Origin of the sequence: Actinokineospora sp. HUAS TT18, assembly GCF_051364635.1 — a bacterium.
GTDB lineage: Bacteria > Actinomycetota > Actinomycetes > Mycobacteriales > Pseudonocardiaceae > Actinokineospora.
In genome coordinates this window covers 6,437,289-6,461,180 of record NZ_CP195645.1, presented here as the reverse complement: position 1 = coordinate 6,461,180, position 23,892 = coordinate 6,437,289, and the positions used below count along the sequence as shown (strand labels likewise).

Sequence of the window (23,892 nt, the reverse complement as noted above, 5' to 3'; positions counted from 1 at the left end):
CCTGCGAAGCGCGGTGGTGATGGGCGATTCGCACGGCTCCGACGAGCAAGCCGTGCGAATCCTTGACCTGGCACTCACTCGCCATCGGGAGACCGCGTTGGCGGTCGACCTGCTCGAAGCGTTGGACTACCGGGCCGAACTCGCCGCACGAACCGGGGACCCGGCCGGCGCCCGAGACTTCCTCGCCCAGGCGGGCGACGTTCCACTCGCCGACGCCGAACGGGCCGCGCTGGCCGACACGCTCGCCAGCCTCGACGACCTAGCGGCCACCCTGCCGCGCGCCGACGCCCCGCCCGCTTGACACGCGAGACGGCCCGCCACCGAAGTGGCGGGCCCGGCTCCTGTGCTCAGCGTCCCGCGGCGACCGGGGTGCGCTTGCCGTTGACCTTGCCCTTGGTGATCAGCTCGAAGTGCGCCGGGTCGACGCGGCGGGTGCGGAGCCAGTAGCGCCAGGTGAAGCCCGGCCAGATGGTCCGGTTGACGCCCTTCGAGTCGAGGTACCAGCTCTTGCAGCCGCCCTGCGTCCACACGCCGTCGGCGAGTTTGCGCTGGATCTCCTGGTTGAACTGCTCCTGCGCGGTCTCCCGCACGTCGAGCGCGTCGGCGTTGTGCCGCTTGACCAGCTTCATCGCGTCGGCGACGTAGCGGATCTGGGACTCGATCATGAACACCACCGAGTTGTGGCCGAGGCCGGTGTTCGGGCCGAGCAGGAAGAACAGGTTCGGGAAGCCGGAGACGTTGATGCCGTTGTGGGTGACGATGCCGGTCTCGGACCAGCCCTTGGCCAGGTCGCGGCCGTCGACGCCGGTGATGTCGAGGTAGTCGAAGGCGTCGGTCACGTGGAAGCCGGTGCCGTAGATGATCACGTCGACCTCGTGCTCGCGGCCGTCGCGGCCGACGATGCTGTTGGCCCGCACCTCGGCGACGCCCTCGGTGTCGAGGTCGACGTTGGGGCGGTTGAAGGTCGGGTAGTAGTTGTTCGACACCAGCACGCGCTTGCAGCCCATGACGTAGTCGGGGGTCAGCTTGGCCGCGAGGTCCTTGTCCTTGACCGACCGGCGGATGTTCCACGCGGCGAGCTTGGAGGCGTACTTGAGGATGCCCTGGTGGCCGTTGAAGCCGACCGCGCGGACCTCGTTGATCCAGTACAGGAAGTTGCGGTAGCCGCGCTGCGTGCCGGGGACCTTGGCGAAGACGTTCTGCGCCCACGGGGCGATGGCGTGGTCGGGCTTGGGCATGACCCACGGCGGCGTCCGCTGGAACAGGGTCAGCTCGGCGACCTGGGGGGCGATCTCGGGCACGAACTGGATCGCGCTGGCGCCGGTGCCGATGACGGCGACCTTCTTGCCGGTCAGGTCGTAGTCGTGGTCCCACTGCGCCGAGTGGAAGGACTTGCCCTCGAAGTTCTCGATGCCGGGCAGCTCGGGGATCGACGGCAGGTGCAGCGCGCCGACGCCCGCGACCAGGTACTGGCCGACGTAGGTGTCGCCCGTCGAGGTGCTGACGTACCAGCGGCTCTCGTCGGCCTCCCAGCGGGCGCCGGTGACCTCGACGCCGAAGGTGGTGTAGCGGCGCAGGCCCCACTTCTGGGCGACGCCGCGCATGTAGTCCCAGATCTCGGCCTGCGGGGCGAACGAGCGCGTCCAGTCGGACTTCTGCTCGAAGGAGAACGAGTACATGTGGGACTGGATGTCGCAAGCGCAGCCGGGGTAGGTGTTGTCACGCCAGGTGCCGCCGAAGTCGTGCGCCTTCTCCAGGATGACGAAGTCCTCGCGGCCGTCCTTGCGCAGCTGAATCGCCATGCCCATGCCGGAGAACCCGGTGCCGACGACCACCACGCCGGTGTGGATGAGCTTGCCCATCAGTCGATCCTCCATGCGCTCGTAGATGTTACCGCGAGTCCAGCTTACTCGTAGTAGGTTACTTGCGGTAGAGTCAATCTGTGACTGTCACCGAGCGCAAGCGTCGAATGCCGCGGGCCGAACGCGAACGGCAGATGATGGCCGTCGCCGAGGAGATCTTCGCCGAGCGCGGCTACGCGGCCGCCTCGATGGACGAGATCGCGGAGCGCTGCGGGGTCTCCAAGCCGATGATCTACGAGTACTTCGGCTCCAAGGACGGCCTGCTCGTGGCCTGCATCCGCGCCGCGCGGACGGAGATGGCCGAGAACGCCACCCAGGCCGTCATCGGCGCCACCAGCGCGGAGGACGCCCTGCGTCGCGGCCTGGTCGCCTTCTTCCAGTTCGCCGACTCCCGCAGGCGCTCGTGGGCGATGATGGTGCGCAACGAGGTCGCCTTGGCGGGCACCGGCGCGATCGACGAGATCGAGGCCATCCGCCGCGAACAGGTCGAGATCGACGCGGCCATGTTCGCCGCGTTCCTGCCGGACAAATCCCCCACCGAGCTGGAGATCCTGGCCCAGATCGTCGTCGGCGCCTGTGAACGCCTCTCCATCTGGTACGTCAGCCAGGACGAGGTCACCGCCGTCGAGGCGGCCGAACACCTGCTCTCCGTCCTGTGGCGCGGCGTCGGCGACGCCGTTACGGAGCTATAAATCCCCCACACGGGGGCTGTTCGGATGAGTTTCTCGCCTCAGCGGGTGCCATTCGGGCGCGAAATGACGTCCAATTGGACGAAGGCACGCAGGGCGAGTGAGGGGCGGGTTCCACCATGTTCGAGCCGATCCAGGCGAACTACACACCGGATGGCGACGACTGGACGATCGAGGTGACCCTGCGGGGCAAGACACTCAAGGACACCGCCCCCGGCCTCATCGCCGCCCGCGACCGGGCCGACCAACTGGCCGAGAAGATCGCCCCCAACGAGGACTCCCGCACCGTCGTACACATGCTGGAAGGCGACGCGGTCAACTTCACGGCGGCCTACCTGACGGCCCGTCTCGGCACCGAGCCCAAGCCCGCCGCACCGGCGGACGAAGCGGGCAAGAAGACCGCCCCGTCCGCCATGGCCTGACTAACGGAACAGCTTGCGCACGACCAACAGGCCGACCAACACCCCAACCCCGATGAGCGCGTACTTGACCTTGGGCTCATCGAACTTGGAGCGCGCACTGCTCTTGGCGTTGTCGACCAGCCGCTTCGGGCTCGCCTTGGTGCCCAGCTGGTCCAACGTCGAAGCCAGCGCGTCACGCGCCTGCTCGATCTCACGCTGGATGGTGTCAGGGTCGCGGGCCACGTGTCCTCCTAGATGCAGCCAACCGGCGCCACCACGTTAGATCACCCCTCACCCACACCGCGCACGGGCCACGCCGATACGCTGTCCGGGATGAAGGTCCGTTGTGCTCGACGGACACGGGGCCGTAGCCCAATTGGCAGAGGCACACGGTTTAGGTCCGTGCCAGTGAGAGTTCGAGTCTCTCCGGCCCCACAAGATCCGCCGCCAGCAGACCTCGCTATTTGCAGAACGCCTGATTGATCACGTCGTCATACCCGTCAACAGGCCCAGGATCCGGAGCCGCGGTCAACGACATCTCCAGCCGCGTACGCGCGTCCCGAGTGGAAAGCGCCAAACTGGAGTACCCGGGAATCCCGCCCCCATGCCCCCAAACAGTCACCCCACAAGGCAGATCCATCTTGTAAATACCCAACCCATAATCCCCGGACACAGCAGTCGTCCCCAGCATCTCCGCCAACTGTGCACCAGGCAGAAGCTTCCCCCCGAGCAGAGCGACAAGGAAACGATCCAGATCGGCGTTGGTCGAAATGATCGCCCCCGCCGCCCAAGCCACCGACGGATTCAGCCTCGTGACATCGACAGCCTCACCCGCGACCCGGTAGTACCCGTGCGCGTGCGGCCCCGGAACATCCACCCGATCCCCCGGAACCGTCGTCTGCCACATCCGCAACGGCCGAAGAATCCGCTGCTCAACCGCACGCTCGTACGAGACCCCCGCGACCTCCTCGATCAACATCCCCAGCACGATGTAGTTCGTGTTCGAGTACGCGAACTGACTCCCCGGCGGGAAGTCGAGCGGCCGCGAAGTCGCCAACCCCACCAGCGATCGCGGCGAATGATGCTGATACCGGATCGACTCGAAGTCGCCTGGGTCCAAGGGCAGAGCCGACGTGTAGTTGTAGAGCCCACTCGTGTGCCGCAGCAGCATCCGCACACTGATCCCGTCCGGAACCAGCCCCGGCAGATAGGCCGACACCGGACTATCCAGCGCCACCTTCCCCTCAGCCACCAACTGCAACACCACGGTCGCCGTGAAGACCTTGCTGATGCTGCCCACCCGATACCGCCCACTGACCGGCACCGGCCGGGAACTCCCCAGTTCAGCGGTGCCCGCACGCGCACTGACACGCCTGCCGTCGTCGGTGATCAGGACCTGGACGCCCTGCGCACCCGTCCGCGCCATCTGGTCCAGTGACTGCTGGAGTTCCGAAGCCGGTTCGGCGGAAGCCGCCGTCGCGGTCACCATCGCGAGCACGATGGCCGCGATCATCCCCTTGCGGATCAATGATCCCCCTCTGACGAGAAAGTCGTTCGGTGTCAACGATTCTTTCGGCGATGACGCGCCCCGACGACCACCCCCAGGATGATCCGTATCCCCCCGGGGGACGACATTCGATCTACCTCCCCGGACGTACCGTTAACCGTTTGCCAAGGCGGGGAGGCCAAGACATAGGCTCGCCCGATGGGTGAGAAGCCAACCCGCTCCGTGATCGCCACGAACCGGCGGGCGCGGCACCAGTACGCCGTTCTCGACACGGTCGAGGCCGGGGTGATGCTGGTGGGAACCGAGGTCAAGAGCCTGCGTCTCGGGCGGGTGTCGCTGGTCGACGCGTTCGCCACGATCGATGACGGCGAGGTGTGGCTGCGTGGGCTGCACATCTCCGAGTACGCACTGGGCACCTGGACCAACCACACCCCGCGGCGGGTGCGCAAGCTGCTGCTCAACCGGCGCGAGATCGACCGGTGGGACATTCGCATCCGGGAGAGCGGGCTGTCGATCGTGCCGCTGTCGATGTACTTCTCCGACGGCCGGGCCAAGGTCGAACTCGCCCTGGTGCGGGGCAAGAAGACCTGGGACAAGCGCGCCGACATCGCCACCCGGGACGCCAACCGGGAGATCGAGCGCGCGTTCTCCCGGCACGTCAAGGGCCGACGCCGCTAACATCAGCCCAATGCGCTCGCCCCGACCGTGGACGGCGCTCCTGCGACTGGTCGACCGGTTCGAGGAGCGCGGCGTCTACGTGCCCGGTGAGGACAACCACGCGATCTCCCCGTGGCGCGACTTCGGCTGGATCATCGCCGCCTGGCTCATCGTGATCGGCATGCTCGTCCTCTTCTTCGCACTGGCGTCCTGACCTGGGCAGTGGCGTCGGTCACTCGTGGTGCTCCGCTGATCACAGGTCGGCCACAGCACGACACCAGGTGCGACTCATCCGCCCGACGGGTGCGGCGTTCGGCCGTTCGGCCCTGCATGGTGGACAGCGCACCCCCATCCCCAGGCAAGGAAGTGGCATCGACCGTGAAGACCGTCGGCTTGGCGGCCATCGTGTGCGCGCTGCTGGTGATGCTCACCGGCTGCGGCAGCGATCCCGCGTACTCCGAGCCGGTGACCGCCCCCGCGACCTCGGCCACCCCCGAGCCCGCGGGCAGTCCGTCGCGGGCGGGAGAGCGCAGGCCGCTGGGCAACGGGCTGTCGATCACGGTGTCGGCGCCCAAGTCGTTCGTGCCGACCGGGTCGGGCAACTCGAAGACGCCGCGGGCGGTGGGGTTCGACGTGCTGGTGGAGAACAGCGGCACCACGGCCTACCGGCCGAGCCAGCTGGTCCTCACGGCCAGCTCCGACGGGGTCGCCCTGCGGCCCGTGATCGACGCGACCCAGGGCTACGCCGGGGTGGTCGGCGACACCGACATCGTCCCGGGGGGCCGCGCGCGGTTCTCGGTGGCGTTCGCGGTGCGGCCGGAGCCCACGCAGCTGCAGGTCAGCGCACAGCCGGACCCGGGGACCCCGGCCATGGTGATGGTGTTCGACGGCGTGGCCTAACGTCACCGGTATGACGCGTCTATCCGCTGGCGACAAAGCACCTGACTTCACGCTCCAGGACAGCGAGGGCACCGAGGTGTCGCTGTCCGACTTCCGCGGCAAGTCCGTGGTCGTCTACTTCTACCCGGCCGCGTCCACCCCTGGCTGCACCAAGCAGGCGTGCGACTTCCGGGACAACCTCGGCGAGCTCAACGACGCGGGCTTCACCGTGCTGGGCATCTCCCCCGACAAGCCCGCCAAGCTGGCGAAGTTCGTCGCCGAGGAGAACCTGACGTTCCCGCTGCTGTCCGACCCCGACCGCGAGGTGCTGACCGCGTGGGGCGCCTACGGCGAGAAGCAGCTCTACGGCAAGACGGTCACCGGCGTGATCCGGTCGACGTTCATCGTCGACCCGGAGGGCGTCATCACCCACGCCCTCTACAACGTCCGGGCGACCGGGCACGTGGCGAAGCTGCGCAAGGACCTCAAGGTCTGATGTCCTGAAACGAGGGCGACCCGTCCTTGCCGACATCGCGGGCTTGTCAGAGTCTGGACTCATGCACCGCGTGGTCGTCCTCGTCTATCCAGGCATCCAGCTGCTCGACGCCGTCGGCCCCGCCGAGATCTTCGCGGGCGCGCGCTCGTTCGGGGCCGACTACGAGCTGACCGTCGTCTCCCCCGACGGCGCCCCCGTGCGCGGCGACTCCGGCCTGACCCTGGGCGCCGACCACGCGATCGCCGACGTCGAGCGGGCCGACACGCTGCTGGTCGCGGGTGGGCTGGGGTTCCGCGCCGCCTGCGAGCCGTCGGTGCTCGCCGAGGTCCGACGGCTGGCGGCGACCGCCTCCCGGGTCTGCTCGGTGTGCAGCGGCGCTTTCGTGCTGGCCGAGGCGGGACTGCTCGCGGGCCGCCGCGCCACCACGCACTGGGTCGCGAGCTCGGAGCTGAGCCGCGCCTACCCGGACGTCACCGTCGAGCCGGACCGGATCTTCGTGCGCGACGGCCCGATCTACACCTCCGCGGGCGTCACCGCGGGCATGGACCTGGCGCTGGCGCTGGTCGAGGCCGACCACGGCGCCCAGGTCGCGCGGACCATCGCCCGCTGGATGGTGATGTTCCTGCAGCGCCCCGGCGGCCAGTCGCAGTTCTCCGCGCGCCTCGACCACCCAGTCAGCAGCGGCTCCCCGCTGCGCCCGGTGATCGACGAGATCGCCGCCGACCCGGCTGGCGACCACCGCGTCCCGACCCTCGCCCGCCGCGTCGGCGTCTCCGAACGCCATCTGGGCAGGCTCTTCGCCGACCAGCTCGGCACCACCCCGGCCCGCTTCGTCGAACGCGTCCGCGTCGAGGCCGCGCGCGGGCTGCTGGAGGAAAGCGTGATCACGGTCGCGGCGGTGTCGACGCGCAGCGGCTTCGGCAGCCCGGAGACCCTTCGCCGCGCGTTCGTCCGCGTGCTCGGCGTCGGTCCGGACGACTACAGGTCCCGGTTTCGCACCACGGAGAGGAACTGACATGCAGGTGGCGGTCGTGCTGTACGAGGGGGTGACCGCGCTGGACGCGGTCGGACCGTACGAGGTGCTGCGGTCGATGCCGGACACGTCGATCCGGATGGTCGGGCCCGCGGTCGGCCCGGTCATGACCGACTCGGGCGTGCTGACCTTGGGGGTGAGCCACACCTACGCCTCGACCATGACGCCGGACGTCGTGGTTGTGCCGGGCTCGGAACGCGGCACCCTCGCGGCGATGAACGACCCGGAGCTGCTGGGCTGGCTGACGGCCGTGCACGCGACCACGCGGTGGACCACCTCGGTGTGCAGCGGCTCGCTGATCCTGGGCGCGGCCGGGCTGCTGCAGGGCGTGCCCGCGACGACGCACTGGATCGCGCAGGACCTGTTGCCGCAGGTCGGCGCCATTCCGTCGCCGCAGTCGCGGATCGTCCACTCGGGAAAGATCGCGACGGCGGCCGGGGTCTCGGCGGGGATCGACCTGGCGCTGTGGCTGGCGGGCGAGCTGTGCGGCCGGGAGGCGGCGGAGGTCATCCAGCTCGCGATCGAGTACGACCCGCAGCCGCCGTTCGACGCGGGCCACCCGTCGAAGGCGTCGGCCGAGGTGCTCGCCGCGGCCCGGGAACGGTTCGCCCGAAGCGCGTAGGGCTCAGACCAGCGCCAGCATGGCGTCGTGCTCCAGCCGGGAAAGGTCATGGAGCAGCTTGCTGGCCTGCTTGAGGTGGGTGGCGTCGCCGGTTTCGCCCGCCTGGGCGATCAACTGGGCGACCTCGGTCCACAAGGTGGCCGCCTCGCCGTACATGGTGTGTCCGACGCGGATGCCGTTGTCGTCGACCAGCTGAGCGCATTCGCCGAGGAAGTCGCGGTAGAGATTGCGGAACAGGGCGCCGCCGGTCCCGGCCTTCTCCATGAGCAGGGCGGCCAGCGGAAGGTCACGCTGGGGATTGTCGGTGCGGTCCAGCCACTTCACCACTTGCTTGGCGGTCTTCTCAATCCCCCGGTAGCCCAGATTCGCGATGGGCGGGTTGAGGAACTCGACGGCGCACGCCTTGATCGCGGGAACGACCAGGCTTTCCAACGGGGGCAGGGCGCGTGGACCGGTGATCGTGAAGGAGCGGTTCCTCGCGGTCATCGGTCCACGCTCAGCCCTGGCCTTGGCGAGACTGTCGAGGCTGGTCGTGACCGCGCCGCCCTGCTGGTCGGTGTCCACCAGGTAGGCGCGGTCGTCGTCGTAGCCGTACATGGCCACGACGTGACCGCCGAAGTGGACCTTCGACCCGAAGTAGTCCAGGTGGTAGCTGTCGAGCTGCAGCCCCACCGGCCGTCCCGCGCCGAGCTGCTCGGCGACGTCCTGCCACGCCTTGCGCTGGGAGGTGGTCTCGCGCACCACCAAGCCGAGTCCCAGCCTGCTGTCGAGGTTCCTGGTCAGCTCGAAGGGCTTGACCCGGCCGCCGAGGAAAGGGAAGTCCATTCCCTTTCCGTCCCAGTAGACGAAGGAGAGGCCGGAGCCGAGCCCGAACAGCATGGGCTCGGACAGGTCCACTCCCTCGTGCCGCAGCAGCACGCCGAGCGCCGTGGTCTCGCAGTGCTGCATGCCCCGGGTGGAAGCGGCCTCGATGATCATCGCTAGCCCAAGGCGCGCAGGTGGGGCAGGAGCAGGGCCAGGGCGCGGCCGCGGTGGGACTTGGCGTCCTTCTCCGCGGGCGCCAGCTCCGCCGACGTCCGCGTGTCGCCCTCCGGGACGAAGATCGGGTCGTAGCCGAACCCGTTCTCGCCGCGCCCGAACCGCACCAGCGTCCCCCGCCACTCCCCGCGCACCACGATTTCCTCGCCCGACGGCACCACGAGCGCTGCCGTGCACACGAACGCGGCGCCGCGGCGGTCGTCGGGGACGTCGGTCAGCTGGGCCAGGACCAGGTCGAGGTTGGCCTGGTCGTCGCCGTGCTTGCCCGACCAGCGCGCCGACAGCACGCCCGGCATGCCGTTCAGCGCGTCCACGGCGATGCCCGAGTCGTCGGCGACCGACGGCAGCCCAGTGGCGGCGGCCGCGTCGCGGGCCTTCGCCAGGGCGTTCTCCTCGAACGTCGCGCCGGTCTCCGGGGCGTCGGGGAACGGCTCGACGTCGTCGAGGCCGATGATCTCGACGCCGGTGTCGACCAGGATGCGGCGCAGCTCGGCCAGCTTCTTGGCGTTGCGGGAGGCCAGCAGCACGCGGGTCACGACGGCAGCGTCCCCGGGTACGGCGCGGCCAGCGCCTCGGCCTGGATGCGGTTGAGCTCGGCGCAGCCCGCGAGTGCGTAGTCGAGCATCTGGTCGAGGGTGGAGCGGGCGAACGTGGCGCCCTCGCCGGTGCCCTGGACCTCGATGAGCGTGCCCGCGTCGGTGGCCACGACGTTCATGTCGACCTCGGCACGGACGTCCTCCTCGTAGGGCAGGTCGAGCCGGACCCGGCCGCCGACCACGCCGACGCTGACCGCCGACACCGCGCACGACAGCGGCTGCGGGTCGGCCAGCTTGCCCGCCGCGGCGAGCCAGGTGACCGCGTCGGCGAGCGCGACGTACGCGCCGGTGATGGCCGCGGTGCGGGTGCCGCCGTCGGCCTGGATGACGTCGCAGTCCAGGTGGATCGTGTTCTCGCCCAGGGCACCCAGGTCGATGCACGCGCGCAGCGAGCGGCCGATGAGCCTGCTGATCTCGTGCGTGCGCCCGCCGATGCGGCCCTTCACCGACTCGCGGTCGCCGCGGGTGTTGGTCGCCGAGGGCAGCATCGCGTACTCGGCGGTGACCCAGCCGAGCCCGGAGCCCTTGCGCCAGCGGGGAACCCCGTCGCCGACACTGGCCGCGCACAGCACCCTGGTCTTGCCGAACTCCACGAGCACCGACCCGGCGGGCCAGTCCTGGAAGCCGCGGGTGAGCTTGATGTCCCTGAGCTGGTCGTCGTTCCTGCCATCGCTTCTCGCCACGAGGGTGAGCCTAGGGCCTGCGCGGGAAGGGGCGTGCAGGCCCTATATGTCGTACATACCACCCTGTTCGACCAGGATCACTTCTCCGTCGTAGGCGGCGCGGACCTCGGACATCACCGCGTCGGTGTCGGTCCACGGCGGGATGTGGGTGACCAGCACGCGGCCCACCCGGCCCGCGGTGGCCAACTCGCCCGCCTCGGTGCCGGAAAGGTGCAGGTCGACGGGCCGCTCCCCCGGCGCGTGGGTCCAGCATGCCTCGGCGAGCAGCACGTCGGCGCCGTCGACCAGGTCGTCGAGCGCGGGGGTGACGCCGGTGTCGCCGGTGTAGGCCAGGGTCCGGCCGCCGTGGCTGATGCGGAAGCTGTAGGCGTCGCACGGGTGCGCGGCGGGCGCGACGACGACCTCGAACGGTCCGATGTGGATCTTCCCGGGGCGCAGCGCGGCGAAGTCGTACACATCGGACAAATCGGTGACCGCCCGGTCGGCTTCGTCGGTGGCGTAGGCGGCGGCGAATCGCTCCGGAGCCGCGGCGGGCGCGTGCACGACCAGTTTGCGTTCCCGCGGATCATGCGGCGGATTCGGGTGATAGCGCCGCAGAACCGACAGCGCGGAGAAATCCGCACAATGGTCGGCGTGCAGATGTGAGAACAGCAGGGCGTCGAGCGCGAACGGGTCGGCGACGGCCTGCAGCGCGGCGAACGTGCCGTTGCCGAGTTCGATCCCGAGCAGGAATCCCTCAGCCGACAGCAGGTATCCGGACGCGGGGGCATTCGGGCCGGGGATGCTCCCCGAGCAGCCGAGGACGGTCAGCAGCACCTCGGCAGCCTGTCACAGAGCAGCGCCCAGCGCGATCACTGATGAGCCAATGGAGCAATCGCTGCCAATTCCGGGCCGAGGAATCTGCGTGCCAGACGATGAAATGGCTCCGCGGGGCCGGTGGCCATGAATTCATGCGCGGGATCGCCCGCGTCCTCGGCGAACAGGTCGTGCTCGGCGAGCACGCGGAAGACGTCCTTGGCGCACTCCTCCGCGCTCGACACCAGGGTGACGTCCTGGCCCATGACGACCTGCAGGACGCCGGTGAGCAGCGGGTAGTGCGTGCAGCCGAGCACGACGGTGTCGACGTCGGCTTCCTGCAGCGGCTCCAGGTAGGTCTGCGCGAGGCCGAGGATCTGGCGGCCGCTGGTGACGCCGCGCTCGACGAAGTCGACGAACCGGGGGCACGCGGAGCTGGTCACCTTGACGCTGGGGGCGGCGGCGAAGGCGTCGTCGTAGGCGCGTGAGCGGATCGTGCCCGCGGTGCCGATGACGCCGATCCGCCCGGTCTTCGACACCGCCGCGGCCCGGCGCACGGCGGGGACGACGACCTCGACCACCGGGATGCTGTAGCGCTCACGCGCGTCGGCCAGGCAGGCGGCTGAGGCGGTGTTGCAGGCGATGACCAGCATCTTCACGCCGTCGTCGACCAGCCGGTCGGCGATCGCCAGCGCGTGCGCCCTGACCTCGGCGACGGGCAGGGGGCCGTAGGGACCGTTGCCGGTGTCGCCGACGTAGCGCAGGCGCTCGTGCGGCAGCTGGTCGAGGATGGCGCGCGCGACGGTGAGCCCGCCGACGCCGGAGTCGAAGATGCCGATGGGGGCCTGGACGGTCACACCGTGAAAGTACCCGGGGCGGGCTTCGTCGCGGCGGTCGACTTGGTGGCCGCTGCCGCCAGCCACGCGGCCAGGACGCCGCCGATCGCGCCGAACAGGTGGCCCTGCCAGGAGATGTGGCGGTCGCCGGGCAGCACGCCGAACAGCATCGATCCCCAGTAGAGGAACAGCAGCGCCGCGACGCCCAGCTGCAGGAGGCTGCGGTTGAAGATGCCGCGGACCAGCAGGAACAGCAGCCAGCCGAAACACAGCCCGGACGCGCCGACGGTGACGCTCAGGCTGTTGCCCGTCAGCCACACGCCGATGCCGGAGACGAGCCAGATCGTTGCGGTCACCGCGACCCACTGGCCCAGCCCGTTGGCCATGGCGAGGAACGCGAACACCAGCAGCGGGAGGGTGTTGCCGACCAGGTGGCTCCAGTCGGCGTGCAGCAGCGGCGCCCACAGGATGCCGTCGAGCCCGCCGAGGGTGCGCGGGACGATGCCGTGCTGGTCGAGGTCGGCGGGGAGGATGACGTCGAGGAGTTCGATGAGGTAGAGCAGGACCGCGAACCCGCCGACCACGATGGCGGCCTGGGCCATGTTGGCCGGGACGACCCGGCCTTGGCTGCGCGCTGGCTGAGTGCTCACAAGGTCGAGGTTACGTTCTCCGGGGTCGGTTCGGATCCGGTGAAACCCCGAGATCGTCCCCGAGTGCCACGTCGACGGCCAGCTCGGCGTGCAGGCGCGTGGTCGGGAAGACGGGGACCGGGCTGTCGGCCTGGCCGACGAGCAGCTCGATCTCGGTGCAGCCGAGGATCACACCCTCCGCACCCCGGTCGACGAGCCGCGCGATGACCTCGCGGTAGGCCCGCCGCGACTCGTCGCGGACGATCCCCTGGACGAGTTCGTCGTAGATGACCCGGTGGACGGTCGCCCGGTCGTCGGCGTCGGGGACCAGGACATCGAGGCCGGTGAGCCTGCCGGTGTAGAAGTCCTGCTCCATGGTGAACGCGGTGCCGAGCAGCCCGACCCGATGGACCCCGGCCCGGCGCACGGCGGCGGCGGTCGTGTCGGCGATGTGCAGCAGCGGGACGTCGAGGCGGTCGGCGACCTTGTGCATGGTGTTGGTGCACAGGACGACGATCTCCGCTCCAGCCTCGACCAGTTTGGTGGCGGCGGAGTTGAGGACTGCGGCGGCGTCGTCCCAGCGCCCTTCGACCTGCATCCGCTCGATCTCGGCGAAGTCGACGGAGTAGAGGACGCAGTGCGCCGAGTGCAGACCGCCGAGACGGTCGCGGACGCGTTCGTTGACGATGCGGTAGTACTCGATCGAGGACTCCCAGCTCATCCCGCCGAGCAACCCGATCACCTTCATGAGCCGTCGACCGCGCCGGGCAGGCGGTGCAGCGAGTCCTCCATGCGGCGGGTGATGTCGCGGGTGCCGAACAGCTTCATCGCGATCTTCCGCAGACCGTCCCTGGGGAGCTGCTGGGTGCGCAGGCGGACGACAGTGTGGCCGTCGTGGGCCTCCAACTCGATGCGGAAGACGGAGGACGAGGAGAAGACCGGCGCCGGTTTGCCGTCGAGCCGCTCAGCGGTGTGCTTCCAGGCTATGACCTTGTCGGGGACGAACTCGATGACCTCCTGGTCGATCTCCGACCGCTTCCCACCCCACCGGCCGTGCTGCGTCCGCCGCTCGCCGAGTCCGCTGCCGGAGACGACGTCGGTCCGGTCGGCGAAACTGAACCAGTCCGGCGCCCGCCGCGCATCGGAGACAACCTTCCACACATCGGCGACGGGAGCGTCGACCCGCCCGACCCGCTCGATCTCAATCACGCGGACAACCTACGCCCAGAGGTGGCCGTCCAAGCGCTCGGCGGCCTCGTCCAGCGTGCCGCTGTACGCGCCGGTCGACAGGTACTTCCAGCCAGCGTCCGCCACGATGAACGCGACGTCCGCCTGCTCGCTCGTCCCAGCCGCCTTCTCCGCCACCGCCAAAGCCGCGTGCAGGATGGCGCCCGTCGAGATGCCCGCGAAGATGCCCTCGACCTCCAACAGCTGCCGCGTCCGCCGCAAAGCGTCGTACGAGCCCACCGAATAGCGGCCCGTCAACACATCCGGGTCGTAAAGCTCGGGCACGAACCCCTCATCCAGGTTCCGCAGCCCGTACACCAGCTCCCCGTACCGCGGCTCCGCGGCGATGATCTGGACGTCCGGCTTCTGCTCCCGCAGGTACCGCCCGACCCCGACCAGCGTCCCCGTGGTCCCCAGACCGGCGACGAAGTGGGTGATCGTGGGCAGGTCGCGCAGGATCTCCGGGCCGGTGCCCGCGTAGTGGGCGCCCGCGTTGTCCGGGTTGCCGTACTGGTAGAGCATCACCCAGTCCGGGTTCTGCTCCGACAGCTCCCGCGCCCGCCGGACGGCCTCGTTCGAGCCGCCCGCGGCGGGTGAGTACACGATTCGCGCGCCGTAGGCCTGGAGGAGTTGTTTGCGTTCCTCCGAGGTGTTCTCCGGCATGACGCAGACCAGGCCGTAGCCCTTGATCTTGGCGGCCATGGCCAGCGCGATCCCGGTGTTGCCCGAGGTGGGCTCCAGGATCGTGCTGCCATGGACCAGCCTGCCGTCGCGCTCGGCGGACTCGATCATGGCAAGGGCGGGGCGGTCCTTGATCGAGCCGGTCGGGTTGCGGTCCTCCAGTTTGGCCCAGAGTCGGACGTTCGGTGCGGGCGCCAGGTTCGGCAGCCCCACCAGGGGCGTGTCACCGAGCGAGGCGATGAGCGAGTCGTACCGGGCCATGAAGGGGTCGCTCCCTAGCGCGCGCCGCCCGCGACCGCGGGCAGGATGGTGAGGTTGTCGCCGTCGGCGACCTTGGCTTCGAGGCCGCCCGCGAAGCGCACGTCCTCGTCGTTGACGTAGATGTTGACGAAGCGGTGGAGCACGCCGTCCTTCACCAGCCGCTGCTTGAGGCCGCCGTGGTTGGCCTCGAGGTGGTCGATGACCTCGGCCACGGTCGCGCCCGCGGCCGGGACGGACTTCTCGCCGCCGGTGTGGGTGCGAAGGATGGTCGGGATGGAGACGGTGACAGCCACGTGGAACCTCCGGGAGTTGCCTGTTCGATGAATTACGAAGCGCGGGAGACCGGTGGCTATTCCGGGACCGCGTCAGATCACAGAGCGCTGGGCTCGGGGAAGTCGTCGGGGCCCGTGTGGGCGAACCGGTACGACTCGACGACCTCGACGGGCTCCTCGGTGATGAGGCCGTCGACGATGCGGAACGACCGCAGCTCGTGCTCGTGCGGGTCGCGGGTGGAGATGAGGACGTAGTGCGCCTCGGGTTCGGCGGCGATCTTGGCGTCCGTGCGCGACGGGTAGGCCTCGGTCGCGGTGTGCGAGTGGTAGATCACCACGGGCACCTCGTCGCGGGAGTCCATGTCGCGGTAGAGGCGGAGCAGGTCGGCCGAGTCGAACTCGTAGAACGTCGGCGAGCGGGCCGCGTTGAGCATGGGGATGAACCGCTCGGGGCGGTCGCTTCCCTCTGGTCCGGCGATCACGCCGCACGCCTCGTCCGGGTGGTCGCGACGGGCGTGCGCCACCATCGCGTCCACTAGGTCTCGGCGGATCTGCAACACACCCTCATCCTACGTGGTGGATGACCGCCTCCCACCCTGTGAGAGTTCGCACGTAGTCCGGGCTCAGGCGAAGACGTCCTGGTAGGAGCGCAGATCCCCGACCGTCGTGGCGGCCAGCACACCGTGAACCATCGCCCGGGCGAACACGTCGGCCACGGCGGCGTACAGCGCGTCCAGGTCCAGGGGCGAGGCGACCGGCCGGGCGCCGGTGGCCGCGGCGAACACCGTGTCGCCGTCGAACAGCGAGTGCGCGGGCCGGACCGCCCTGGCCAGGCCGTCCTGCGCGGACATCGCCAGCCTCCGGCACTGGGCCTTGGTGAGGACCGCGTCGGTGGCGACCACACCGATCGTCGTGTTGAGGTCGGAGGCGAGAACGCCCAGGTCAGCGGCCCGTCCAGGCGGCGGCGGGAACTCCCCCGGCAGCCCCAGGTCCTGCGCCCACGGCGTCCCGGTGGACAGGTCGATGACCTCACCCCGGGCGTTGACCGCCGCGATCGCGCCCACGGTGAACTCCCCGACGCGCACGCTCGCGGTGCCGATGCCGCCTTTGAGCGACCCCGCCCGCGCGCCCGCGCCTGCGCCGACCGTGCCCTGCGCGACCGTCGTGGACGCCGCCGCGCACGCGGTGTAGCCGAAGTCGGTGTCCGGCCGGTTGCCCCAGTCGCCGCGCGGCAGGTCGAACAGGACCGCGGCGGGCACGATCGGCACGACCTCGTGCGCGTTCACCCCGACCCGGAACCCCCGGTTGCGCTCCGACAGCCACCGCATGACCCCGTCGGCCGCCGCGAGCCCGTAGGCGCTGCCGCCGGACAGGCACACCGCGTCGATCCGGTCGACCAGGTTCTCCGGCGCGAGCAGGTCGGTCTCCCGCGTGCCGGGCGCTCCGCCACGGCCGTCGACCCCGCCGACGGTGCCCTCGGGCAGCAGCACGACCGTCGTCCCGGTCGCCCAGCCGTCGCCGACGCGGTGGTGGTGCCCGACGAGCACCCCGGGGACGTCGGTGATGGCGTTCACTCGCCCGCCAGCGCCTGGACCAGCGACTCCTGCACCCAGGTCAGCCAGTGGTAGACGGCCAGGTGCGGGCTGCGCGGGTCGTCGTCGGGCAGTTCGTCTGGCATGTCCTCGGTGATGTCGATCGCGGTGCCGAGCGCGAGCCGGACGTCGTTGAGCGCCGACAGCCACGCGTCGGCCTGCTCCAGCGACAGCCGCACGGCGCCGCCGTACATCGGGCACGTGTCGAGCACGACGGCCGCGACGCCGGTCTTCAGGTCGAGCAGGGTGGGCTCGTGCAGCGACCGCAGCACGGCGGCCGAGTCGAGGTCTTCCTTGCTCGGGTTGTCGTCGTCGAGGCGGTGGAAGTCGGGCAGCAGGCGCGACAGCACCGGGTCGTCCGGCGAGGTGGTCGGGCCGGTGCGGATGCCGGTCAGCTCGGCGAGCTCGTCCTGCGGGGTGTCCTCGATGCGGGCCTTGAGCATGTCGTCGATCTGGGAGACCAGACCGCGCAGCACCGCGGCTTCCTGCTTGTCGAGGTCGCCGTGGACCAGCTCACCCTTGCGCTTCCACGGTTTCACGACTGGCGTTCCATGGTCGCCCAGAGACCGGCGGCGTGCAGCCGAGCCACGTCACCCTCCACCTTCTCCTTGCTTCCCGACGACACGATGGCCTTGCCCTCGTGATGCACGTCGAGCATCAGCTTGGTGGCCTTGTCGCGGCTGTAGCCGAACAGCTTCTGGAAGACATAGGTGACGTAGGACATCAGGTTGACCGGGTCGTTCCAGACGACCGTCTGCCATGGTCTGTCCTCCGAGACCACCTCGGCGCCTGCCGGTGTGGCCTCGGTCTGCTCCATGTCGACGGGGGCGGTCATGGGGACAATGGTGGCATGTCCGTTGCGCGCGGGTGCGGCGGATCTTCATTCGATCGGAGTACTCGCGATCACACGGCTAGGCTCCTCGCCATGCCAGGGATCGCACGCAGCAGCGCGCTGCTCACCGACCACTACGAGCTGACCATGCTGGCCGCCGCGCTGGCCGACGGCACGGGCGACCGGACCTGTGTGTTCGAGACCTTCGCCCGCCGTCTGCCCGACGGCAGGCGCTACGGCGTGGTCGGCGGCACCCAGCGGGTGATCGACGCCATCGGCGCGTTCCGCTTCGGCGACGACGAGCTGCGCCACCTGCGCGAGACCGCCGTGGTCGACGCCGCCACCCTGGACTGGCTGGCCGCCTACCGCTTCTCCGGCGACGTCGACGGCTACCCCGAGGGTGAGCTGTACTTCCCCGGCTCCCCCATCCTGACCGTGCGCGGCACGTTCGCCGACGCGGTGGTGCTGGAGACGCTGGTCCTGTCGATCCTCAACCACGACAGCGCGATCCTGTCCGCGGGCGCCCGGATGGCGGGCGCGGCGAACGGCAGGCCCATCATCGAGATGGGCTCACGCCGCACCCACGAGCTGGCCGCGGTGTCCTCCGCGCGGGCCGCCTACATCGCCGGGTTCGCCACGACGTCGAACCTGGAGTCCGGCCGCACCTTCGGCATCCCGACGACCGGGACCTGCGCGCACGCGTTCACCCTGCTGCACGACTCGGAGAAGGCCGCGTTCGAGGCGCAGGTCGCCGCGCTCGGCCCGAGCACGACGCTGCTGGTCGACACCTACGACATCACCCAGGGCATCGCCACGGCCGTCGAGGTCGCGGGCACGGCGCTGGGCGCCATCCGGATCGACTCCGGTGACGTCGGCATCCTCGCCAGGCAGGCCCGCGAGCAGCTCGACGCGCTGGGCGCCACCGAGACCCGGATCGTCGTCTCCGGCGACCTTGACGAGTACGCGATCGCCGCGCTGCGGGCCGAGCCGGTCGACGCCTACGGCGTGGGCACCTCGCTGGTCACCGGCTCCGGCGCGCCGACCGCGGGCATGGTCTACAAGCTCGTCGAGGTCGAGGGCCGCCCGGTGGCCAAGCGCAGCTCGCACAAGGAGTCGCGTGGCGGCGCCAAGCTGGCGCTGCGCAGGCACAAGCCGACGGGCACGGCCCTGGAGGAAGTGGTGTACCTCGCCGCCGGTGACCAGCCGGAGGCGGGCGAGCACGATCGGCCGCTACAGATCCCTCTGATGCGCGGTGGACAACCGGTCGACGGATTGCCCACGCTGGAGGACAGCAGGCAGCGGGTGCGGCAGGGCCTGGTGAGCCTGCCGTGGGAGGGCTTGAAGCTGTCGGCGGGCGAGCCCGCCATCCCGACCGTCTACTTGAGCTAGTGTCCCGAGCCGGGACACAAGGAGTGAGCATGGACCGGACCGCGCTGATCGTGGTGGATGTGCAGAACGACTTCTGCGAGGGCGGCTCACTCCCCGTGGCGGGTGGCGCGGCGGTGGCGGCGGCGATCAGCGCGCACATCGCCGACGCCACCTACGACCACGTCGTCGCCACCCGCGACTACCACCTGGACCCGGGCGCGCACTTCAGCGCGGAGCCCGACTTCGTGAACTCGTGGCCCGTGCACTGCGTCGCGGGCACGCCCGGCGCGTCGTTCCACCCGGAACTGGATGTCGCGGGCATCGAGGCGGTGTTCTCCAAGGGCGCGCACGCGGCGGCCTACTCCGGCTTCGAGGGGATCGGGCCCGAGGGCGTGTCACTCACCGACTGGCTGCGGGAACGCGGGGTCGGCAAGGTCGACGTCGTCGGGATCGCGACCGATCACTGCGTCCGGGCGACGGCGATCGACGCGGCCCGGGACGGGTTCAGCACCACCGTGCTGCTCGGCCTGACCGCCGGGGTCTCCGCGGCCACCACCGAATCAGCCATCCTGACCCTCCGCGAGGCCCAGGTCGGGCTCGTGGGCGAGCCCATCGTCGGCTGACCCAGCAGCCGGGCGATCGCGTCGCGCGAGCGCGGCGCGGCGTGGCCGTCGCCGAAGGGGTTGGCGTCGGCGGGGACGCGCAGGCCCGTGCGCAGGATGTGGTCGGCGTGGGCCAGCAGCATCGGCCCACTGGTGCCGACGAGCCACGCGCAGCCCGCCTCGACGGCCTCGCGGCGCTCGGTGACGTCGCGGGCGACCAGGACCGGGACGCCGAAGGTGGGCGCCTCCTCCTGGATACCGCCCGAGTCGGTGATGACCAGCGCGGCGCGGCGCAGGGTGCGGACCAGGTCCGGGTAGTCCAGCGGCGGGGTGACCGCGACGCGGTCGGCGTCGCCGAGGACGGCGTGGACCTGGGCGCGGACGGCCGGGTTGGGGTGGGCCGGGAGCACGACGTGGATGTCGGGGTGGCTCTCGACGAGCGTCCGCACAGCGCACAGGACCTCGTTGAGCGGCGGCCCCCACGACTCGCGGCGGTGGACGGTGACCAGCACCAGCCTGCCCGGTCGGGTCTCGACCTCGGCGAGCGTGGCGTTGACCGCGGGCTGGTCGGCCGCGGCGATGTGGCGCACGGCGTCGACGACGGTGTTGCCGGTGACGACGATGTCGCGGTCGGGCACCGACTCGCGGCGCAGCGCGGCGGCGGCGTCCGGGGTCGGGGCGAGGTGGAGCGCGGCGAGGCGGGCGACCATCTGCCGGTTGCCCTCCTCGGGGAACGGCGCGGCGAGGTCGCCGGTGCGCAGGCCCGCTTCCAGGTGCACCACGGGGATTCCCTGCCAGAACGCGCACAGCGCGCCCGCCAGGGTGGTGGTCGTGTCGCCCTGGACGACGACCGCCGCCGGGCGCCTGCGCGCCAGGACGGCTTCCAGTTCCGGCAGCACCTCGGCCATCAGCTCGGCCTGGCCGCCGCCGCCCCTGGTGACGGCGAGCGCCTCGGTGGGGGCCAGGCCGAACGGCGCGAGCGCCTGCTCGACCATGCCCACGTGTTGTCCGCTGTGGACGATCACCGGCCGGAGCACGGGGTGGTCGGCCAGCGCCAGCGCTACCGGTGCCGCCTTCACCGCCTCGGGCCGGGTGCCGACCAGGAGCAGGACCTCCAACATGTTCTCCTTGTCAGGAATGGAACTCCGGGCGGGGTTGCCCACCCCGCCCGGAGTCCACAGTGGATGACTACTCGGCGTCCGCCACGTGCTGGCGCCTGCGGTACGCGTGCAGCAGCAGCGCACCCATGACGAGCAGGGCGATCCCTAAGGCGATCCACCAGCCGACGTTGGCGCCGGTGGCCGCGAGGCCCGCGCCACCGCCGACGATGGCGCCCCCGGTGGGAGCTCGGTACACGCTCGCCTCCCGGGTTATCCGGCCGCGGTGACCCGGCGCCTGCGCAGCACCGTGATCCCGACCGGGATCGCCGCGACGCCCAGCAGACCGAGGCCGATCCACAGGCCCGCGCCCGACGCCATCGGGATCGGCGGGGCGGCCGGTCCGCAGGTGGCGCTGGCGAGGATCACGTCACCGGTGCCCAGCAGGGCGTTGAGCCTGATGTGCACACCGTTGACCGTGAGGCTGCCGTCGGGGTTGTTGATCTGCTCGTTGAAGGTGATCGACACCAGCGGCGGTGGGATCGGGCCCGGCGGCACCGAGAAGGTGGTGTTCGGCGCCGGGTTCACCGGCACCGTGATGCCGGCGATCTGGACGTTGGCCAGCGAGGTGGTGCCGACGTTGCCCGCCTGGGTGGCGTCGCAGTCGACGTTGATGGCGCCGATGCTGCCCAGGTTGGCGAGCGCGAGGTTGACGTTGGCCAGGTTCGCTTCCGAGTGCACGGCGCCGGTGGCGTCGTCGCGGATGGCCTGGCTGGTGACGACACCGGCCGAGGCCACACCGGGAATGTTGATACTCGCCAGGCTGGCGTCGGTCGGGCCGTTGGTGTTGCTCGGCGCGAGCGGGCCCACGTTGACCGCGGGGCTGCCGAGGAGCGTCAGGTTCGCGGAGGCGACGTAAGCCGAACCGTCGCCTGGGGCGGCCGATGCGGGTAGCGCGCCGACGAGTAGCGCGGCGGCGGCCATGAGGCCGACCACGCTGCCTCGGCGCACCGAGTGCTTATGCATCAATTCCTCCGATTTCCGTTGGGACTTCAATCTCCTATCGGTGAAGATGCCGCGAATTCGACGGATTGGCCGTATAAAGCCCCGATCGTGTGAACTCGGGGGTTAACCCACCCCGCATATGCTGGCAATTTGACTCCGCGTAAGCAGTGGGACGCGATTTCACCCGATCCAGCGATCGAGTTCACCGCCCCATCGGCCGATGATGTGTCTCGACAGTCGGGGCCGAGTACGCCGAAAAGACGGAGGTCACCCCTGGTGGCGATCGCAGGATCACTGCCGTTGCCCAGCACACCTCGAACGACGACAGGCGGGCGCGTCCTCATCGGAGCGCTGGTAGCCACCGCCGTGGCCCTGATCGTGCTCAACCGCGCGTATCGGACCGCGGAAATGGTGCTGGCCAGCGGCATTCTGAACGTCGTCACCTCGTCCGGGGTTTATCTCGCGGCGCAACGCCAAACCGTCTATTTCGGGCTCGGCACAGACCACCCCTTCGGGCTGCAAATGAGCCCGGAATGCACGTCGGCGTTTCTCGTCCTGCCGCTGCTGGTGGTCGGCGCCATCATGATCGGCCTGCGGCCGCGCATCGCCGGGCGCGTGCTCGGCGCGCTCGCGCTGGCCACGGTGGCGGTCATCCTGGTCAACCAGCTGCGCATCCTGACCCTGGTCGGCCTCATCGAGTGGCTGGGCACCGACCGCGGCTACTACTGGGGCCACACGCTGCTCGGCTCGATGGTCAGCATCATCGGCGGCGCGGCGGCGCTGGTCATGTTCGTCTGGATGTCCACCCGCAAACCCAAGGCGGAGCGGTGAACCTGGCCCTGCTCCTGGGCCTGACCCAGGCGCTCGCGCTGACCATGAGCGTGGCGTTCGTGACCTACGTGGCGCTCATCGTGGTGCCGTACCTGCGGCACAAGCGGCTCCCCGGCGGCGACCCGGCGTCGCTGGAGTGGCACTTCTTCGTGCCGTGCCGCGACGAGGAGAGCGTCATCGGCGACACCGTCGCCTACCTGCGCCAGACCTTCCGCGACGCGCACGTCTGGGTGATCGATGACGACTCCGAGGACCGCACCGCCGAGGTGGTCGGTGCCCTGCGCGGACCGCGCCACGGCGGCACCGGCGACCAGCGGCTGCACCTGGTGCGCAGGCAGCGGCCGTTCGCCCGCACCGGCAAGGGCGACGCGCTGAACTCGGCGTACCGGGAACTCAAGCGGTGGATGGGCAAGCACGCCGACACCGACCGGGCGATCATCGTCGTGGTCGACGCCGACGGCAGGCCGGCACCCGACTGCCTGGAGGTCTGCTCGGCGGCCCACCTGTTCGGCGACCCGAAGGTCGGCGCGGTCCAGGTCGACGTGCGGATGAGCAACCGGGGCACGCCGCCGAGCACGCGCGGGTTCTTCAAGCGCGGGTTCGGCACCGCGCTGGTGCGGATGCAGGACCTGGAGTTCCGCAGCGCCATCGCCGCGATCCAGCTCTCCCGCGGCCACACCGGCACCATCTCCATGGGCGGCAACGGACAGTTCACCCGACTGTCCGCTTTGGACAGCATCGTGGAGGGCGCGGGCCCGTGGCGCGGGGCGCTGCTGGAGGACTTCGAACTCGGCGTGCACCTGCTGACGGCGGGCTGGCACACCGGCTTCACCGTCGACACCCACGTCGACCAGGAAGCCCTCTACAGCCTGCGGCGCTTCCTCACCCAGCGCACCCGTTGGGGGCAGGGCACGATGCAGTGCGCGCGCTACGTGCGCCGCATCTGGGACTCCCGCCACCTGTCGACGCTGGGCGCCGCGGAGATGCTCTACTACCTCGCCCAGCCGTGGATGCAGCTGCTCGGCACCCTCATCTACCCGATCCCGTTCGTCCTTCTGGGTATCCGCGCCGCGCACGAGCCGACCGAGGTGTGGGAGTGGTTCACCGGCGGGGCCTGGCTGCTTTTCGCCACGTACGGCTCGTTCGGCTTGCTGCCGTTCATCATCTGGGGTCCGATTTATCGCAAGAAGTGCGAGCCCGACAAGAGTTTCCTCCGCGGCCTGGCCTACGGGTTCGCCTACGCGGTCTACATCTACACCTTCTACATCACGTCGTGGCGCGCGCTCATCCGACTCATCAGGGGGCACAACGGGTGGACGAAGACCCGGCGGAACACCGAAGCAGGCCATCCAGTCGTCGCGCTGGACCATTAGCGGGCGTCCTCGGCTCGGTCTTCCTGGC

The 23,892-nt window shown here is 70.2% G+C and carries 32 protein-coding genes, 1 tRNA gene and 1 pseudogene; 14 read left to right on the top strand and 20 right to left on the bottom strand.

Annotated features, from left to right (window positions below; translation table 11 throughout):
• The first annotated feature begins 52 nt into the window (after positions 1-52).
• Positions 53-301, top strand: coding sequence for a hypothetical protein (locus ACSHT8_RS30055; RefSeq protein WP_436494669.1), 249 nt, complete (start codon positions 53-55; stop codon positions 299-301).
• Between the two features lie 46 nt (positions 302-347).
• Here the strand turns inward: ACSHT8_RS30055 and ACSHT8_RS30050 are convergent, their stop codons facing one another.
• Entirely contained in the window at positions 348-1,862 is a 1,515-nt protein-coding gene (locus ACSHT8_RS30050; protein ID WP_436494668.1) for a flavin-containing monooxygenase, read from the bottom strand.
• Between the two features lie 80 nt (positions 1,863-1,942).
• Here ACSHT8_RS30050 and ACSHT8_RS30045 point away from each other — a divergent pair, with 80 nt between their 5' ends.
• Both ACSHT8_RS30045 and ACSHT8_RS30040 read left to right on the top strand, forming a co-directional pair.
• Positions 1,943-2,554, top strand: coding sequence for a TetR/AcrR family transcriptional regulator (locus ACSHT8_RS30045; RefSeq protein ID WP_436494666.1), 612 nt, complete (start codon positions 1,943-1,945; stop codon positions 2,552-2,554).
• A 116-nt stretch (positions 2,555-2,670) separates the two neighbouring features.
• Positions 2,671-2,973, top strand: a complete 303-nt coding sequence (locus tag ACSHT8_RS30040) for a hypothetical protein (RefSeq protein ID WP_436494665.1) — start codon at positions 2,671-2,673, stop codon at positions 2,971-2,973.
• Here ACSHT8_RS30040 and ACSHT8_RS30035 read toward each other — a convergent pair whose 3' ends face one another.
• A complete protein-coding gene (locus ACSHT8_RS30035) occupies positions 2,974-3,195 on the bottom strand; it encodes a DUF3618 domain-containing protein (RefSeq protein WP_436494663.1) in 222 nt (73 codons plus the stop codon).
• A 118-nt stretch (positions 3,196-3,313) separates the two neighbouring features.
• Between ACSHT8_RS30035 and ACSHT8_RS30030 the strand changes: the two genes are divergently transcribed.
• Positions 3,314-3,387 (top strand) — tRNA-Leu (locus ACSHT8_RS30030).
• A gap of 25 nt (positions 3,388-3,412) precedes the next feature.
• On the opposite strand, the gene ACSHT8_RS30025 is transcribed toward ACSHT8_RS30030, so the two are convergent.
• Positions 3,413-4,480 carry a serine hydrolase domain-containing protein gene (locus tag ACSHT8_RS30025; RefSeq protein WP_436494661.1) on the bottom strand — a complete coding sequence of 356 codons (1,068 nt, stop codon included), beginning with the start codon at positions 4,478-4,480 and terminating at the stop codon, positions 3,413-3,415.
• A gap of 177 nt (positions 4,481-4,657) precedes the next feature.
• On the opposite strand from ACSHT8_RS30025, the gene smpB reads away from it, so the two are divergent.
• The 6 genes from smpB to ACSHT8_RS29995 all read left to right on the top strand — a co-directional run bounded on the left by smpB (position 4,658) and on the right by ACSHT8_RS29995 (position 8,146).
• Positions 4,658-5,137 carry an SsrA-binding protein SmpB gene (gene smpB / locus ACSHT8_RS30020; protein WP_436494659.1) on the top strand — a complete coding sequence of 160 codons (480 nt, stop codon included), beginning with the start codon at positions 4,658-4,660 and terminating at the stop codon, positions 5,135-5,137.
• A gap of 10 nt (positions 5,138-5,147) precedes the next feature.
• Positions 5,148-5,330, top strand: coding sequence for a hypothetical protein (locus tag ACSHT8_RS30015; RefSeq protein ID WP_436494657.1), 183 nt, complete (start codon positions 5,148-5,150; stop codon positions 5,328-5,330).
• 152 nt (positions 5,331-5,482) lie between these two features.
• Positions 5,483-6,016 carry a hypothetical protein gene (locus ACSHT8_RS30010; RefSeq protein WP_436494655.1) on the top strand — a complete coding sequence of 178 codons (534 nt, stop codon included), beginning with the start codon at positions 5,483-5,485 and terminating at the stop codon, positions 6,014-6,016.
• 10 nt (positions 6,017-6,026) lie between these two features.
• On the top strand, positions 6,027-6,491 hold the full coding sequence (gene bcp / locus ACSHT8_RS30005) for a thioredoxin-dependent thiol peroxidase (RefSeq protein WP_436494653.1): 465 nt from the start codon (positions 6,027-6,029) through the stop codon (positions 6,489-6,491).
• A gap of 61 nt (positions 6,492-6,552) precedes the next feature.
• The gene (locus ACSHT8_RS30000; protein ID WP_436494651.1) at positions 6,553-7,506 is read left to right on the top strand and encodes a GlxA family transcriptional regulator; all 954 of its coding nucleotides are present in this window, start codon (positions 6,553-6,555) and stop codon (positions 7,504-7,506) included.
• A 1-nt stretch (position 7,507) separates the two neighbouring features.
• Positions 7,508-8,146, top strand: a complete 639-nt coding sequence (locus tag ACSHT8_RS29995; protein WP_436494649.1) for a DJ-1/PfpI family protein — start codon at positions 7,508-7,510, stop codon at positions 8,144-8,146.
• A gap of 3 nt (positions 8,147-8,149) precedes the next feature.
• Here the strand turns inward: ACSHT8_RS29995 and ACSHT8_RS29990 are convergent, their stop codons facing one another.
• From ACSHT8_RS29990 to clpS, 14 genes are all read right to left on the bottom strand, one after another.
• A complete protein-coding gene (locus tag ACSHT8_RS29990; RefSeq protein ID WP_436494647.1) occupies positions 8,150-9,124 on the bottom strand; it encodes a BtrH N-terminal domain-containing protein in 975 nt (324 codons plus the stop codon).
• 2 nt (positions 9,125-9,126) lie between these two features.
• On the bottom strand, positions 9,127-9,720 hold the full coding sequence (gene rdgB, locus ACSHT8_RS29985) for an RdgB/HAM1 family non-canonical purine NTP pyrophosphatase (protein WP_436494645.1): 594 nt from the start codon (positions 9,718-9,720) through the stop codon (positions 9,127-9,129).
• Complete coding sequence (gene rph, locus ACSHT8_RS29980) at positions 9,717-10,463, bottom strand: ribonuclease PH (RefSeq protein WP_436494643.1); 747 nt, start codon at positions 10,461-10,463, stop codon at positions 9,717-9,719. Before rph ends, rdgB begins: the two co-directional genes overlap by 4 nt.
• A gap of 42 nt (positions 10,464-10,505) precedes the next feature.
• Positions 10,506-11,279: an MBL fold metallo-hydrolase gene (locus ACSHT8_RS29975; RefSeq protein ID WP_436494641.1), complete on the bottom strand. Its 774-nt coding sequence runs from the start codon at positions 11,277-11,279 to the stop codon at positions 10,506-10,508.
• 35 nt (positions 11,280-11,314) lie between these two features.
• Entirely contained in the window at positions 11,315-12,115 is an 801-nt protein-coding gene (murI, locus tag ACSHT8_RS29970) for a glutamate racemase (RefSeq protein WP_436494639.1), read from the bottom strand.
• On the bottom strand, positions 12,112-12,696 hold the full coding sequence (locus ACSHT8_RS29965; RefSeq protein WP_436502220.1) for a rhomboid family intramembrane serine protease: 585 nt from the start codon (positions 12,694-12,696) through the stop codon (positions 12,112-12,114). The genes murI and ACSHT8_RS29965 overlap by 4 nt, the downstream gene beginning before the upstream one ends.
• A gap of 58 nt (positions 12,697-12,754) precedes the next feature.
• Positions 12,755-13,471: an aspartate/glutamate racemase family protein gene (locus ACSHT8_RS29960; protein ID WP_436494637.1), complete on the bottom strand. Its 717-nt coding sequence runs from the start codon at positions 13,469-13,471 to the stop codon at positions 12,755-12,757.
• A complete protein-coding gene (locus tag ACSHT8_RS29955) occupies positions 13,468-13,932 on the bottom strand; it encodes an SRPBCC family protein (RefSeq protein ID WP_436494635.1) in 465 nt (154 codons plus the stop codon). The genes ACSHT8_RS29960 and ACSHT8_RS29955 overlap by 4 nt, the downstream gene beginning before the upstream one ends.
• Before the next feature lie 9 nt (positions 13,933-13,941).
• On the bottom strand, positions 13,942-14,892 hold the full coding sequence (locus tag ACSHT8_RS29950) for a PLP-dependent cysteine synthase family protein (RefSeq protein ID WP_436494633.1): 951 nt from the start codon (positions 14,890-14,892) through the stop codon (positions 13,942-13,944).
• Positions 14,893-14,906: 14 nt separating this feature from the next.
• Entirely contained in the window at positions 14,907-15,185 is a 279-nt protein-coding gene (locus tag ACSHT8_RS29945; RefSeq protein ID WP_436494631.1) for a MoaD/ThiS family protein, read from the bottom strand.
• A gap of 77 nt (positions 15,186-15,262) precedes the next feature.
• A complete protein-coding gene (locus tag ACSHT8_RS29940) occupies positions 15,263-15,724 on the bottom strand; it encodes a Mov34/MPN/PAD-1 family protein (protein ID WP_436494629.1) in 462 nt (153 codons plus the stop codon).
• Positions 15,725-15,787: 63 nt separating this feature from the next.
• Positions 15,788-16,738, bottom strand: a complete 951-nt coding sequence (locus tag ACSHT8_RS29935; RefSeq protein WP_436494627.1) for a P1 family peptidase — start codon at positions 16,736-16,738, stop codon at positions 15,788-15,790.
• Positions 16,735-17,295, bottom strand: a complete 561-nt coding sequence (locus ACSHT8_RS29930) for a DUF2017 domain-containing protein (protein ID WP_436494625.1) — start codon at positions 17,293-17,295, stop codon at positions 16,735-16,737. Before ACSHT8_RS29930 ends, ACSHT8_RS29935 begins: the two co-directional genes overlap by 4 nt.
• Positions 17,292-17,591, bottom strand: a complete 300-nt coding sequence (gene clpS / locus ACSHT8_RS29925) for an ATP-dependent Clp protease adapter ClpS (RefSeq protein WP_436494623.1) — start codon at positions 17,589-17,591, stop codon at positions 17,292-17,294. Before clpS ends, ACSHT8_RS29930 begins: the two co-directional genes overlap by 4 nt.
• A 90-nt stretch (positions 17,592-17,681) precedes the next feature.
• On the opposite strand from clpS, the gene ACSHT8_RS29920 reads away from it, so the two are divergent.
• Positions 17,682-18,977 (top strand): nicotinate phosphoribosyltransferase, encoded by a 1,296-nt coding sequence (locus tag ACSHT8_RS29920; protein WP_436494621.1) that lies wholly within the window; start codon positions 17,682-17,684, stop codon positions 18,975-18,977.
• Between the two features lie 29 nt (positions 18,978-19,006).
• Positions 19,007-19,579 carry an isochorismatase family protein gene (locus tag ACSHT8_RS29915; RefSeq protein WP_436494619.1) on the top strand — a complete coding sequence of 191 codons (573 nt, stop codon included), beginning with the start codon at positions 19,007-19,009 and terminating at the stop codon, positions 19,577-19,579.
• On the opposite strand, the pseudogene wecB reads toward ACSHT8_RS29915, so the two are convergent.
• The 3 genes and pseudogenes from wecB to ACSHT8_RS29900 all read right to left on the bottom strand — a co-directional run.
• Positions 19,579-20,679, bottom strand: a pseudogene (gene wecB, locus ACSHT8_RS29910) (non-hydrolyzing UDP-N-acetylglucosamine 2-epimerase); the annotation flags it as partial. The gene ACSHT8_RS29915 and the pseudogene wecB sit on opposite strands and share 1 nt — an antisense overlap.
• Before the next feature lie 67 nt (positions 20,680-20,746).
• Positions 20,747-20,914: an LPXTG cell wall anchor domain-containing protein gene (locus tag ACSHT8_RS29905; protein WP_436494617.1), complete on the bottom strand. Its 168-nt coding sequence runs from the start codon at positions 20,912-20,914 to the stop codon at positions 20,747-20,749.
• A 14-nt stretch (positions 20,915-20,928) separates the two neighbouring features.
• Positions 20,929-21,681 carry a choice-of-anchor P family protein gene (locus ACSHT8_RS29900; protein ID WP_436494615.1) on the bottom strand — a complete coding sequence of 251 codons (753 nt, stop codon included), beginning with the start codon at positions 21,679-21,681 and terminating at the stop codon, positions 20,929-20,931.
• A 255-nt stretch (positions 21,682-21,936) separates the two neighbouring features.
• On the opposite strand from ACSHT8_RS29900, the gene xrtP reads away from it, so the two are divergent.
• Both xrtP and ACSHT8_RS29890 read left to right on the top strand, forming a co-directional pair.
• Positions 21,937-22,491, top strand: a complete 555-nt coding sequence (gene xrtP, locus ACSHT8_RS29895; RefSeq protein ID WP_436494614.1) for an exosortase P — start codon at positions 21,937-21,939, stop codon at positions 22,489-22,491.
• Positions 22,492-22,535: 44 nt separating this feature from the next.
• Positions 22,536-23,864, top strand: coding sequence for a glycosyltransferase (locus ACSHT8_RS29890; protein WP_436502219.1), 1,329 nt, complete (start codon positions 22,536-22,538; stop codon positions 23,862-23,864).
• Positions 23,865-23,892: the final 28 nt, after the last annotated feature.

Excerpts from the sequence above, each read along its gene's own strand:
- ACSHT8_RS30050 (WP_436494668.1), bottom strand. The coding sequence starts at position 1,862 with ATGGGCAAGCTCATCCACACCGGCGTGGTGGTCGTCGGCACCGGGTTC.
- ACSHT8_RS30040 (WP_436494665.1), top strand. The coding sequence starts at position 2,671 with ATGTTCGAGCCGATCCAGGCGAACTACACACCGGATGGCGACGACTGG.
- smpB (WP_436494659.1), top strand. The coding sequence starts at position 4,658 with ATGGGTGAGAAGCCAACCCGCTCCGTGATCGCCACGAACCGGCGGGCG.
- ACSHT8_RS30015 (WP_436494657.1), top strand. The coding sequence starts at position 5,148 with ATGCGCTCGCCCCGACCGTGGACGGCGCTCCTGCGACTGGTCGACCGG.
- bcp (WP_436494653.1), top strand. The coding sequence starts at position 6,027 with ATGACGCGTCTATCCGCTGGCGACAAAGCACCTGACTTCACGCTCCAG.
- ACSHT8_RS30000 (WP_436494651.1), top strand. The coding sequence starts at position 6,553 with ATGCACCGCGTGGTCGTCCTCGTCTATCCAGGCATCCAGCTGCTCGAC.
- ACSHT8_RS29995 (WP_436494649.1), top strand. The coding sequence starts at position 7,508 with ATGCAGGTGGCGGTCGTGCTGTACGAGGGGGTGACCGCGCTGGACGCG.
- ACSHT8_RS29990 (WP_436494647.1), bottom strand. The coding sequence starts at position 9,124 with ATGATCATCGAGGCCGCTTCCACCCGGGGCATGCAGCACTGCGAGACC.
- ACSHT8_RS29965 (WP_436502220.1), bottom strand. The coding sequence starts at position 12,696 with ATGGCCCAGGCCGCCATCGTGGTCGGCGGGTTCGCGGTCCTGCTCTAC.
- ACSHT8_RS29960 (WP_436494637.1), bottom strand. The coding sequence starts at position 13,471 with ATGAAGGTGATCGGGTTGCTCGGCGGGATGAGCTGGGAGTCCTCGATC.
- ACSHT8_RS29950 (WP_436494633.1), bottom strand. The coding sequence starts at position 14,892 with ATGGCCCGGTACGACTCGCTCATCGCCTCGCTCGGTGACACGCCCCTG.
- clpS (WP_436494623.1), bottom strand. The coding sequence starts at position 17,591 with ATGACCGCCCCCGTCGACATGGAGCAGACCGAGGCCACACCGGCAGGC.
- ACSHT8_RS29920 (WP_436494621.1), top strand. The coding sequence starts at position 17,682 with ATGCCAGGGATCGCACGCAGCAGCGCGCTGCTCACCGACCACTACGAG.
- ACSHT8_RS29915 (WP_436494619.1), top strand. The coding sequence starts at position 19,007 with ATGGACCGGACCGCGCTGATCGTGGTGGATGTGCAGAACGACTTCTGC.
- ACSHT8_RS29900 (WP_436494615.1), bottom strand. The coding sequence starts at position 21,681 with ATGCATAAGCACTCGGTGCGCCGAGGCAGCGTGGTCGGCCTCATGGCC.
- ACSHT8_RS29890 (WP_436502219.1), top strand. The coding sequence starts at position 22,536 with ATGAGCGTGGCGTTCGTGACCTACGTGGCGCTCATCGTGGTGCCGTAC.